Below are 12,846 nucleotides of genomic sequence, written 5' to 3'. Positions count from 1 at the left end.
CTACAGTTTTGCTTCATAATTGGCTTTTACTTTAGCTTAAAAAAGCAATGTATAAAACGTCAATATGCTGCATCATGCTAGGCCTTGTTTTTCAGAGTGCCTTCTCACAACAAGCTGATTCCTTACACTTTAATAAACAGGAACCTCTTTATTTATATGAGCCTGTTGAGCCTGTTAAATTTAAAGTTGCGCCATTAATTATCCCTGCTGTGCTTATAGGATATGGTTTTGCGGCAGTACATGACAATGGAGCGCTAAAACAACTGGATTTGAGTACAAAAGATGAATTACAGGAAGATCATCCGCTATTCGCTGCTCATGTAGATGATTATGTTCAGTTTGCACCCGCCTTGGCAGTTTACGGTTTAAACTTAGCAGGTATAAAAGGAAAGCATAGCCTGATGGATGCGACATTTTTATACGCCACATCTGCAGCGATTATGGGCATATCTACCCATTTTGTTAAGCAGGCAGAACATCGGTTGAGACCAAATGGTTCAGCATATAATTCCTTTCCTTCAGGACACACGGCTTCTGCTTTTGCTGCAGCTGAATTTTTAAAACAGGAGTATAAAGATGTTTCACCCTGGTATGGTTATGCAGGTTATTTTGTTGCGACAGCAACAGGTACCTTAAGAATGTATAACAATAAACATTGGTTTAGCGATGTGGTAGCCGGTGCAGGGTTTGGTATTGCATCAACTAAAATTTCATATTTCGTTTATCCCTATATCCGCCAGTTATTCGCTGAAAAGAAAACGCAAAACTTTACCGTAATGCCGTTTCATCAGGATGGTGCCAATGGATTAATGCTTTATGGCAGGTTCTGAATTATTCAGCTTTGGCTCTGGCAAAAGGCAGGAGTCGTATTGCCAGGTTAATTACCCGTCCATCAAGCGGTGCCCAAAGGGGTTTATATACCGGATTTGTAATGGTCCCTGTATAAATTTTTTCATATTTACTCTGGCGCTTATCGAAGAGGTTTTCAGCGTTTAAAACCAGGCTGAATTTCGGTCCGAATTTGCGCTCAATCATAGCCGCCATAAAAACATAATCTTGCGTTTGCGCTTCGCCATCTCTGAATTGTTTACCGTTGTAAGAAGCTTCAATTCCAAAACGCCAGGCAATTTCGATCTCGTAAACCAAAGTACTGGCAGCCCGGTTTTTTGGTGTTAACGGAACAAATTGATTTTCGTTTAAATATTTTCTTTTAGCATCGGTAAATGTATAACCAAAATATATTTCCCAGCTACTCAATTTCATTTGAATATAACTATCAAAACCTTGCGTAACTATCGGCCGGCCGGCATTAAAAAAACTCAGTGTTCCATTCGATTCTTCGAAACCGACAAACGGGTTATTCACTTTGGTTAGAAAGAAAGCATGATTTATGAAAATATTATGCTCATCATCCCAGCTGTATTTATAATTCGCTTCTAAATTTCCCCCGAAAGAACGTTCTGTTGTAGCATTCTGGTTTAGCGGATTTATTTTATCAATATCGTAATCTTTTATTTGAGGCGTTAACGGATTAGGCGATTTGTATCCCGAACCAAAGCCACCGCGAATACCAAATTTTTCGCTTAAACGATGGAATATGGCGAGCCTTGGTAAAACAAAATTGCCATAATCATTATGATCAAAGCGTAAGCCGGCTTCTATTTTACTGCTTTCTAAAAAGCGCCAGCTATCCTGTATAAATATGCCTTCGATATGATTTTTAATCTGGCCAATATTAACCGGCGTAGCAGAAGAAGGTTTAAAATTATCACCAACCAGGTTTACACCACCAATTAAAGTATGTTTATTAAGGAAAGCGGATAGGGAAGCCTCCGCATAGTAATTTTGCTGAGTACCATTAAACATATAGGTATTTGTTGTAATGTTTCGCTCAAAATTTGTAAATGTACTCTTAACTGTACCCGTTAAAACCTGATTAAATCTGTGGTCTGCAATCAGAGTGAAGGTATTCCGGTTAAGTTTATTGGTTTCGAAATAAGGATGTGAGGTGTTACCTTTTCCATTAATTGCCAGCATATCGCCGCCCGTACGTTTTTCGAAATTTCCCGACCAACCTAAAGAAACGCTACTGTTTTCCGTTGGATAAAAGAATAAAACCGGATGAATTAATGTGCTGTTTAATTTGGGCACATCACTTAAGCCGTCTTTATCTACATCAACCTCTTGCTGAAGGGTTTTTCCGGCAAAAAAAGTGAAACCTATGTATTTCCATCGCTTCGCCAAATAAGCATTCAGGTTACTTTCTTTTAAGGTAGACGTATTTAGTACAACAGATGCATCAGGTTCAAACGTGGGCTTTTTAGAAATAAAGTTGATGAGTCCGCCGATTGCACCGGCACCGTATAAGGTTGATGAAGAGCCTTTAATCAATTCGAGCTGCTTTAAATCAAGCGGCGGTATAGACAGTACACCAAAGCCACCGGAAAAGCCTTCGTAAAGTGGCATACCATCACGAAGCATTTGAGTGTATTTTCCATCTAATCCCTGAATCCGAATGTTGGAATTACCCGAAACGGCAGACGATTGTTGTATCTGAACACCACTGATATCGCCCAGTATACTGGCTACATTTCCGGGTTTCACCATGCTTTCTTCATTCATTTCTTCCAGGCCAAGCACCTCAACTTTTGTTGCAGCGTTTTCAATTCTTTCGTTATTTCTGGTTGAAGCAATGATGGTTACTTCTTCTAATGCTTTTTCATCAGCGGTTAACGAAATTTTATAAATTGTTGTATCAGGAAGCAATATCGCCAGTTGCTTTGTAGAAAAGCCAACTGTTTTAAAAACTACCGTATCATTCCCATCTTTTAAATTATTTAATATGGCAAACCCGTTTTTATCACTTTGTGTAATCTTTTGAGGATTTGATTTAAGGTAAATGGTTACCCCTGGCATGGATTGATTATCTGAAGCATTTTTAACCAATACCTTGAAGTTATTTTGTGCGAAGGCAGTTTGAACGGTTGCTAAAAATAGAAGTAGTTTGAAAAACGTTTTCATTAATTGTTTTTCTTCAAATAAAATACAGAAATCTGTTTGAAATCTGTAGCAGGGTTAAAACTGCCGTCCACCTGCCGGCACTTTTCTACTTGAATGGAATGGATTTAAGAGCGTTGATTGATTAAAGACTTAGAATTCATAAATAAGCTTGTTTAACACCTCTTATTTTTTGTCCATGAGTCGTCATTCTCGCGCCTGCCTTCCGCAGACGGGCAGGAATCTTAAAGTGGATGGTTCAGAAACTGCCGTCCGCCTGCCTTGCACCTTCCTCCTTAAAGAGGAAGGATTCAAGAGCGGGGTTATCAATCCCATGGTCTATGCGCACAGACCATGGGCTAGATGTATGCCTGTTTATTTTAAATTAACGACCGAATGTAAGCGGATATCTTTCGATGAAGAACCAATATTTATCATCACATTGCCTTTTTCTGTTTGCCAGCCTTGCTCAAAAGACCAGAATGAAATATCATCCTCATTCAATTTAAAATCTACTTTTACTTTTTTGCCTTTGGCCACAAATACTTTTTTAAAACCCTTTAATTGTTCTAAAGGCCTTTCTTGTTTTGCATCCGGATAACTGGTGTATAACTGTATAACCTCTTCACCATCCATGTTTCCGGTATTTTCAATTTCAAGTTCAACCGCGAGGTATTTTTTTCCATTTTCCGCGATTCTTTTAACCTGCAAATCCGAATATTTAAAAGTGGTATAGCTAAGTCCGTATCCAAATTCGTAAAGTGGCTTCCCCGGGTAGTACATATACGTTCGCCCTTCAGTTATTTCGTACCGGTTCATTGCCGGTACGCGTTCCAGGCTTTCATAATAGGTTAGCGGTAATTTCCCTGAAGGATTATATTTGCCGAACAGGGCGGATGCAATGGCATTTCCAGCTTGTTCTCCGCCGAAATAAATGTTTACTATTCCGGGGATATTTTCCTTTATCCAGCCTATCGTATGCTGACTTCCGGTAACCATTACGACCACAACGTTTGGATTAGCCTGGTAAACGGCTTTCAGCATCGCCATTTGGTCACCGGGAAGTTCAAGACTTTCCTTATCATGGCCTTCCCGTTCATTATACAATCCGCTTCCGATTACGGCTACCACAACATCACTTTTCTTTGCAGCCGCTATTTGTTGGGTGTAAATTCGCTCTTTAGCAAAAGGAGTTTTCCACCAAAACCGGCAAACCGCGTCGCTACCTGTATCATAATACTCAATTTTTACAGGATATTTTTTGCCGGCTTCCAGTTTTACCCGGAAGCTGTCTAATATTTCGCCCCTGTCTTTCCAGCTGTCTATCACCATTTTGCCATTAAACCAGGTGCGTGAACCATCATCAGAACTAACGGCTAAGGTATATTCACCGCTTTTTGCCGGTACCAACCAACCGGTCCAGCGGATGGATTTTTTCCCTGCCGGAATAAACGGGTCAGGCGGGTTCTCCTTGGTGTTGAAATTCACCTGGGCATCGATTCTTTTTTTTGGCGTGCCTTCTAAAAATTTATTGTCAAAATATTCTGCATCAAGTCCGTTTTGCCCGCTTGCAGATACCAGTTCGTCGGAAGGAATCATTTCGACATTGAACAGATCTAATTTTGTAGGTGCATAGTTTATGGTCACCGTGTTACCGACAAGATTTTTTATGCCTTGCAGCGGTGTTACAGGTGCATTTAAAGGAACACCACTGTAGCCGCCAAAAACATTAATATCCGCATTATGGCCAACTACTGCGATGGATTTTAGCTTTTGAAGCTGTAGCGGCAATATGTTTTTATCGTTCTTTAAAAGTACAATACTTTCTTTGGCAGCATCCAAAGCAAGTTTCTGATGTGCCGCATTTCCGATTACGGAAGGACTGATGTTATCATATGGTCCGGAACCTGTTTTATCAAACAGCCCCAGACGAAACCTTACCCTCAAAACGTTTTTTACTGCCTGGTTTATCTCTGCGTCCGTAACCAGTTTTTTCTGCCAGGCCAATTTTAAATATTCTTTAATTAAATTACAACCGGCAGCACATTCCATATCCATACCGGCTTTAAGTGCAGCGGCGGCAGCTTCTTCCATTGATGCGGTAAACTGGTGCTTGCTGAATATGTTACAAGCGGCACCACAGTCGCTCACCACATAGCCATCAAATCTCCATTCTTTTCGAAGTACATCGGTTAATAACCACCTGCTCGCTGTTGATGGTATCCAGTTCACTTTATTATAAGCCGACATGATGCTTTGCGCATTGCCTTCCATAACACTACTTTTAAAGGCCGGAAGGTAATATTCTCTTAAAGTTTTTTCAGAAATAATCGAATTTGCAGCAAGACGGTTATTTTCTTCGTTATTGGCCGCGAGGTGTTTGGGTGTTGCTACCACTTTGATGTGGTTAGGGTCATTACCTTGCAGACCTTTAATGTAAGCGACTGCAAAGCGTGAAGTAAGGTATGGGTCTTCTCCATAGGTTTCGGCGGTACGTCCCCATCTTGGGTCGCGGGCCATGTTTATGGTAGGCGACCATAAGGTAAGTAAGTCACTGAACGGCGCATTCTGATTTTTCCCTTTTCCCAGTTCATTCCATTTGCCGCGGGCTTCATCGGATATTGCAGTTGCAACGCTATTTACCAAAGCCGGGTTCCAGGTAGCAGCCAGGCCGATAGATTGAGGGAAAACAGTAAATTTACCGGGACGCATCACACCATGTAAGCCTTCATTCCCGTAATAGTATTTGTCAATTCCAAGCCGCTCTACTGCTGATGAAGTTTCTGACAACATACCGATTTTTTCATCAATTGTTAACCTTTTCACAACATCCTGCAACCTGGTTTCGATTGGTAATTTTGCATCATTAAATGGAAACTTATTTAATTGCTGGCCAAAACCTAAAAATGGTAATAGGCAGAAAAGAGGTATGATTAGAAAAAGTTTTAGCTTGAAATTCATTTGGTTAAAAATCAGTTTTACGTTTTAAAGTTGCTGTTTTGAGGTGTCAAAGCTTAGTTTTTTTCCAGATTTATTTACGTAAACGATTTAGTAAAAACAGACAGGCTAATGCTCAAGCTCTTTTATAACGAGCTTGGAAAAATACATCGTTTAAAACGATTAAATCGTCATGCTATTTTGCACTCGTTATAAACGAGCGCAAGCAAAGAATCGTTATGCTATTTACACTCGTTACAAACGGGCGCAAGCCAACTTCAGGGGCTTATTGCTTTTGTAATTTTTCGAGTTCCTTTTTCGTTATCGTTATGATGGTTCCATGTCTGAGCCCTTTTGGCAACGATATTTTATCTGAAACGTCTGTCCAGGTTTTTAAATCTTCAGATTTAATTGCGCCGTACTTATGCTCGGTATATTTATCAAAATATACGATCCATTCTTTACCGATTCTCAAAGAGGTTGGCCCTTCGGCCCAATAGTTTCCTGTAATCGGTTCGCTTGCTTTGGAGTAAGGTCCTGTCAGGTTATCACTATGTGCAATTTTGATGTTTTTTTGAGCAGGTTCCTTTGTTTCATCTTTTAAAAACATAACAAACCTGCCATTATCGTGAACAATTGAGGCATCTATTACATTAAATCCGGGCTCGTACAGCAACTGTGTTGGGGAAAAGGTTTTAAAATCCTTTGTGGTTACATAATAAATCCTGTTGTTATTACCCTCTTCTTTTTTTAATAAAGTCTCCGGGAATTTTCCTTTAATGGTACTGGACCAATAAATCATATAGGTTTTCGTTTTGTTATCAAAAGTGATTTCCGGCGCCCATGAATTCCCTACACCAGGTTCCTTTTCCATAACGGGTAGAAATTGCTGCGGACTCCAATTTATTAAATCTTTGGAGCTTGCATAACCAATACCGTTAGATTTCCAGCTAACTGTCCATACCATGTGAAAAAGACCATCTGCTCCTCTTAAAATACATGGGTCTCGCATGAGTTTATCCTTACTTACCATAGGCGTCAGAAATGATTTGTCATTTTTAAGTGCTGCCCAGTTATAAGCATCAGTACTGTAAGCAAGGTGCAATCCATCTTCACCATTATCTTTGAAATAGGCAAAAAGATAAATTCCTTTTTTTGATTGTGCCTGAACATTCATCAGAATGCTGATTAGCAAGGTACAAATAATGAGTATTTTTTTCATTTTGATTGGTTTATTCAATTGTGATTACGAATCCTCCGAAAGGTTTCATTGTGATTTCTTTAGTTGTATTAAGTGGTGCATCACTTTGTTTAAAAGTGAATTTTTCCGTACCATCTTCTATTATTTTTGCGCTTTTACCTCCATATTTTGATAAATCTAATGCGATTTTTTTAGAATTTCCTTCGCCATTTATGCCGGCCAGGTACCATTTGTTGCCAGCCTTTCTTGCCATAACCACAAACTTACCCGGATAACCATCTATTAGTTTTGTATCTGTCCAGCTCGATGGGAAATCTTGAAGAAAACTTTTAATATACGATGGCATTCTTTCCATTCCATCAGGTGCTTCGGCCAAATGCTGAATTCCGGATTGGAAAATAACAGGTAGCGCCAGCTCAAAAGCACTGGTCGTTTTTTTATCAATTTTAGGGATTTCATATAAACGCATCGGGGTAAAATCCATAGGGTCGAATACGTTCCTTGTAAACGGGATTGTAGTGGCATGCAATGGTTCTTCATCGGCATTCTCTTGTTTGAAAGTGATAAACTCCATGCCTTTGATAGATTCCATGGTCATCAGGTTTGGATAGGTACGCTGCCATCCTCTGGGTAATGTTGCTCCATGGCAGTTTACACTCAGGTTAAACCTGGCTGCATCTTCAAAAATTTCGAGGTAATATTTAATCATTGATTGACCATCGCCACCAAAAAAATCGACCTTTATGCCCTTTATGCCCATTTTTTGTAAAGTTGCAAACTCCTTTAAACGGTTTTCGCGTGTGGTCAGTTTATTCTTTGGTGTGTATTTTACCGTATTCCAGTCGCCGGCAGAATTATACCACAATATTAAGCCAACATTTTTTTGTTTTGCATAACCGGCCAATTCCTGCATTTTATCATAACCAATTTTTGTATCCCAGTCTACATCGATAAGCGTATATTCCCACTTCATCTCCGCTGCAAAATCGATGTATTTTTTTTGCGTGTTGTAGGTTATAGAGCTGTCTTTCAGCATAATCCAGCTCCAGGAAGCTTTTCCCATTTTAAACAAATCGGGATTTATTTTTGCTTTAGCAGGATACGCTAAATCTGTACCTAAGGTTGATTCTGTTATCTTTTTGAGACTGCCTACAGCAATAATACGCCAGGGTGTAAGCCAGGGCAGTGCAGACTCAGGATTTACGTTTTGACCGGTAAAAGCCTCCCTCTTATCCGGAAAACCAACCTTATAGTTTCCATCAGCTGATTTTTGTTCCAAACGGGTAGCGCAATAATTTTCATCAAGACCGGTTTCTGAAACCAGTAACCAGGTATCTTTATATTTGAAAAGGGCAGGGTATACCCAACCCGCTTGTGTTGGTGCGGGTGTTCCGACATTAATTTCTTTCTGATAATATTCTTCATAAGATGGATTGGTACTTTCCCAACCAGTTTTGGCTACAGACATCGGCTGCATCCAGGCTTTGGTTTGCTCAAAAAAGTGGAAGGAACTTTTCTCATCGGTAATGTTCTTCAGCTTGGCATCTTTTTCCGGGAAATAATATCGAAAGGCTACACCGTCATCCGATACCTGAAAAATAACATCGATCTTCTTTCCTGAAGAATTTTTTAAGTGAAAAACCTGCTTGTTAGCGATATAATTATGATTTAACCGCTTGGCATTTTTAAGGATGTAAGCATCTTTAACAACTTCATTTTTAGAAACGGAAAGTAAAGAAAGTCCTTTCGACAAATCTTCATCTCCCCGGACAACACCAAGGTTTGAAAGTTTTAAAAGCTGCTCTGAACCTTTCCGTATGGTGTAAAATACATTTCCTTTGTTAATCGAGACCTCAGCCGTGATTGTTTTATCCGGACTTGAAATATCAAATTTTGTCTGCGCCTGTGTGAGTTGTGATGAAACCAGGATCGCCGGTATCAGCAGTAAAAAATATCTATTTATCATGTTTTATTTTAATTCCAGTACAACAACGGATTGTGATGGTAATTCTACTTTTAGCAGATTGCCTGATTTTTTTGCGCCAGAAAACTTTGAATTATGAATTTTATCCGGGCTGGAAAAGGTATTTATATCTGTAAGTTTCGAAGATGTCAATATCTGACCAGTTACTGTTTTCCACTTTAAACCTTCTAAATCTGTACTTAATGAAATTTTATTTTTAGGGTCTAAATTTACTAATGAAATGTGAATAGCGCCAGTAGAATCCTGAGAAGCGGATACATTCAGCGCCGGAATTTTATCATTTCCAACCGTGTATTCAGGACTGGCAAATGTTATCGGCAGGTATTTGGCATCCTGGTGAACTTTATATAAATCGAAAATGTGATAAGTAGGGGTTAAGACCATTTTGTCTTTTTCAGTTAAAACAAGTGCCTGCAATACGTTTACCGTTTGCGCGAGATTAGCCATTTTTACCCTGTCGGAATGGTTATTGAAAATATTTAAGGTTGTACCGGCGATAAGTGCATCCCGGAGGCTGCTCTGCTGGTAAAGGAAACCTGGATTTGTTCCGGGTTCTACATCTGTCCAAATACCCCATTCATCTACTACAAGGGCGACTTTTTTCTTTGGATCGTACTTATCCATTATGGCCGAATGTTTTGTTACGAGTTCTTCCATTTTTAAGCAGTTTTTCATGGTGCTGAAATATTGTTCCTCATCGAATTGTGTTGCGGAGCCTTTTGCCTTCCAGTTGCCTGTTGGTATTGTGTAATAATGCAACGTAAGTCCCCACATTCTCGAGCCAATATTTTTCATACAGGTTTCTGTCCAGTTGTAATCATCTGCATTTGCGCCGCTGGCAATTCTTTTTAAAGGCGCACCGGCATAATCCCTGGCGTAGGTAGCATACCTTTTATACAAATCGGTATAGTAATCAGCCGTCATATGGCCGCCACATCCCCAGCTCTCGTTTCCAACGCCCCAGAAAGTAACTTTCCAGGGTTTTTCCCGGCCGTTTTGCGCACGAATGGTTGCCATCGGACTAACGCCATCAAAGTTTAGGTATTCAACCCATTTGGCCATTTCCTCAACGGTACCACTACCAACGTTACCTGCAACGTAGGGTTCGCATTTTAGCATATTACAAAGTTCCAGAAATTCATGTGTGCCGAAACTATTGTCTTCCGTAACGCCGCCCCAGTTGGTGTTCACCATTTTAGGTCGCTGGTTTCTCGGGCCTATACCATCTCTCCAGTGGTATTCATCGGCAAAGCAACCGCCCGGCCAACGCAGGTTTGGTATGTTTATTTTTTTTAGTGCATCAACTACATCGAGCCTGATCCGGCCTTTATTAGGAATTGAAGAATTTTCATCAACCCAGAAACCATCATAAATACATCGGCCAAGGTGTTCAGAAAAATGCCCGTATATATGTTTGCTAATTACCTGCTCACCAGCTTGTTTAACTGTTAATTTTGCCTCGGTTTGCGCATTTGTTTGAATCGTTAAGCATATAGCGCCAACGAATAGCCATATTTTTTTCATAAACATTTATTTGGTAAACGGGATTTTAATTACGCTGAAAGAGTAGGGCTTTAAGGTAAGCGCCAGTTTTTTATTTTTAATGATAATGGGATTTCTTTTTGGACTTATCGCGTCAGGATTTTCAAAAGAATTCAGCTGATTTAGATTAGAACTCGAAAGTTCGTCTACAAAGCCTTTCGTTTTTAAACTCCGCTTGCCAGCTAAATTGAAATCAATGTTTTGTGCTTTGTCTGTCGTATTGGAGATTTTAATGATAATCTCTTTTGAAATTTTATCAGTTACGGCTGAGGCATACAAGCCATCCTGACCGGTTATATTTTTGCCGTCAAGTTTTGCTGCAATTACATCTGTACCTTTGTTGGTTGAAAAAAGTTTTTGAACATAGTAATCGGGTGTTCCGTAGGTGTTCAGGTTATCTACCCAAATCATATCCGGGGCCCATTGCCAGGCATCTATATGGGCAAAAAGCGGTGCGTAAGATGCCATTTGAACCACATCTGCGTTTCGCTCCAGCCCGGTCATGAGCGAAGCAGCTGCCAAAGCACTTTGCCAGTTGTTTCTATTGCTTCCAATTACATTTCTATCGGCATGAACCGCATATTCGCCAACAAAAACTTTCGAACCATCTCGTGGATAATCGTCATAACGGCCGGCATTTTTAAGGAACCAATCTGCAGGACGATAATAATGTTCGTCGATAAGGTCGGCTTTCGAATTTCTAAGTGATGTGTTTAATAAGTTAAATCTATCGCCTTCCGGATCCGTCCCTGAACTGTTTATGAGTTTAAAATCAGGATATTTAGCTTTTATTGATTTAGTGAAAATGGCCAGTCGTTCTAAATATTGCGGACCCCAGTTTTCGTTTCCGATGCCCATCATTTTTAAATTAAAAGGTTTTGGGTGTCCTAAGTCGGCCCGCATTTTCCCCCATTTGGTATTGGTATCACCATTTGCAAATTCAATCAGGTCAAGCGCATCCTGAACGTATGGATCAAGCTCATCTAAAGCTGCAACTTCTCCGGTGTTGAACTGGCAGGCCATCCCGCAGTTTAAGATCGGAAGCGCATCAGAACCAATGTCTTCTGCCAGTTGAAAATATTCGAAAAAACCCAATCCGAAACTTTGGTAATAATCAGGTGCGGGGCGATGGGCAAATTCTACATTCCAGCGGTTCATAATCAATTGCCTGTTTTCAATCGGGCCAATGGTTTTTTTCCACTGGTACCGGTTTGCCAGGTCAGTTCCTTCAACAATGCAGCCACCCGGGAAGCGTATAAAGCCAGGTTTCATATCGGCAAGCATTTTAACCATGTCTGCACGTAAGCCTTGCGGACGGTTTTTCCAGGTATCGCCGGGAAACAACGATATCATGTCTAAATCGATTTGTCCCTTTCCATCAAATAGTATGGTAAATTTTGCTTTAGCATCCGTTTCTTTAGCTGTAAAGCTTGCAGATTGTTTTTTCCACTCGTTTCCTGAAGTTTCCGGGGCTAAACTTCCTTCTCCAATAATTTTATTATCGGATGATATTAATTGCAGACGCAGCTTTATGCCTGGCGCTTTCTGGCGGTACATAACCGAGAAATCATAACGAAGCCCCTTCTTTACGCCAATCCCTTTAAAGCCTTCATTGCTTAGGCCAAAGTTTCCTTTTTCGGTATTAACCTGAATGTACCTCGGATTGGTTGTATTTTCTTCCTTACGGTTTACCACCAGTAGTTCGCCTTCGTTTGCTTTTGGTCGCTGCACTGTCCAGCCCATTAATGGTTTGGCAAACTCGAAAGATCTGTTTTTTAATAATTCGGCGTAAACGCCGCCATCGGCGCCAAAATTAATGTCTTCAAAAAATACACCCCACATATTCGGTTGTACTTTAGCAATTGAGTTATCTGTATTTATGGTAATTATTTTTGCCGTTTGAGCATGGGAATTGAAAGCACTTATGCCGGTTAAAATGCAGATAATGAGGGCGTAAAATACACTATTTGGAGTGTTATTTGGTTTCATAATGATAATATTTGGAAAGAATCGTGTAGTAAAAATAAAAATTTTAAAATAATAAACGTCATTTATACGATTATTATTTAATTAAAATGTTATCCTCCCGTTTGTGTGGTTCTTTTTTAGCTACTCGTGACCACTGCTTTAAGATTCCCAATCATTTGGGAATGACGACTTGCTGAGGCGACTTGCCGAGGCATAC

At 40.0% G+C, this 12,846-nt stretch carries 7 protein-coding genes; 1 reads left to right on the top strand and 6 read right to left on the bottom strand.

Going from position 1 to position 12,846, the window contains the following annotated elements; translation table 11 throughout:
* The first annotated feature begins 74 nt into the window (after window positions 1-74).
* Window positions 75-830 carry a phosphatase PAP2 family protein gene (locus O0931_RS07685; RefSeq protein ID WP_269414982.1) on the top strand — a complete coding sequence of 252 codons (756 nt, stop codon included), beginning with the start codon at window positions 75-77 and terminating at the stop codon, window positions 828-830.
* Window position 831: 1 nt separating this feature from the next.
* Here the strand turns inward: O0931_RS07685 and O0931_RS07680 are convergent, their stop codons facing one another.
* The 6 genes from O0931_RS07680 to O0931_RS07655 form a co-directional block, all read right to left on the bottom strand.
* Window positions 832-3,021, bottom strand: a complete 2,190-nt coding sequence (locus O0931_RS07680) for a TonB-dependent receptor (RefSeq protein ID WP_269414981.1) — start codon at window positions 3,019-3,021, stop codon at window positions 832-834.
* A 351-nt stretch (window positions 3,022-3,372) separates the two neighbouring features.
* Window positions 3,373-5,958, bottom strand: coding sequence for a glycoside hydrolase family 3 C-terminal domain-containing protein (locus O0931_RS07675; protein WP_269414980.1), 2,586 nt, complete (start codon window positions 5,956-5,958; stop codon window positions 3,373-3,375).
* 262 nt (window positions 5,959-6,220) lie between these two features.
* Window positions 6,221-7,156, bottom strand: coding sequence for a glycoside hydrolase family 43 protein (locus O0931_RS07670; protein WP_269414979.1), 936 nt, complete (start codon window positions 7,154-7,156; stop codon window positions 6,221-6,223).
* 10 nt (window positions 7,157-7,166) lie between these two features.
* On the bottom strand, window positions 7,167-9,101 hold the full coding sequence (locus tag O0931_RS07665; RefSeq protein WP_269414978.1) for a glycoside hydrolase family 97 protein: 1,935 nt from the start codon (window positions 9,099-9,101) through the stop codon (window positions 7,167-7,169).
* A gap of 3 nt (window positions 9,102-9,104) precedes the next feature.
* A complete protein-coding gene (locus tag O0931_RS07660; protein WP_269414977.1) occupies window positions 9,105-10,643 on the bottom strand; it encodes an alpha-N-arabinofuranosidase in 1,539 nt (512 codons plus the stop codon).
* A 6-nt stretch (window positions 10,644-10,649) separates the two neighbouring features.
* Window positions 10,650-12,650, bottom strand: coding sequence for an alpha-L-arabinofuranosidase C-terminal domain-containing protein (locus O0931_RS07655; protein ID WP_269414976.1), 2,001 nt, complete (start codon window positions 12,648-12,650; stop codon window positions 10,650-10,652).
* Between the last annotated feature and the right edge of the window lie 196 nt (window positions 12,651-12,846).

The sequence above is a fragment of the Pedobacter rhodius genome (assembly GCF_027213645.1).
In the GTDB taxonomy this organism is placed as follows: Bacteria; Bacteroidota; Bacteroidia; order Sphingobacteriales; family Sphingobacteriaceae; genus Pedobacter; species Pedobacter rhodius.
The sequence above is the reverse complement of the archived record's forward strand: the minus strand, read 5'-3'. Positions and strand labels throughout refer to the sequence as shown.

Coding starts and splice junctions, on each gene's coding strand:
- O0931_RS07660 (WP_269414977.1), bottom strand. CDS start 10,643: ATGAAAAAAATATGGCTATTCGTTGGCGCTATATGCTTAACGATTCAA.
- O0931_RS07665 (WP_269414978.1), bottom strand. CDS start 9,101: ATGATAAATAGATATTTTTTACTGCTGATACCGGCGATCCTGGTTTCA.
- O0931_RS07680 (WP_269414981.1), bottom strand. CDS start 3,021: ATGAAAACGTTTTTCAAACTACTTCTATTTTTAGCAACCGTTCAAACT.
- O0931_RS07685 (WP_269414982.1), top strand. CDS start 75: ATGCTAGGCCTTGTTTTTCAGAGTGCCTTCTCACAACAAGCTGATTCC.
- O0931_RS07675 (WP_269414980.1), bottom strand. CDS start 5,958: ATGAATTTCAAGCTAAAACTTTTTCTAATCATACCTCTTTTCTGCCTA.
- O0931_RS07655 (WP_269414976.1), bottom strand. CDS start 12,650: ATGAAACCAAATAACACTCCAAATAGTGTATTTTACGCCCTCATTATC.
- O0931_RS07670 (WP_269414979.1), bottom strand. CDS start 7,156: ATGAAAAAAATACTCATTATTTGTACCTTGCTAATCAGCATTCTGATG.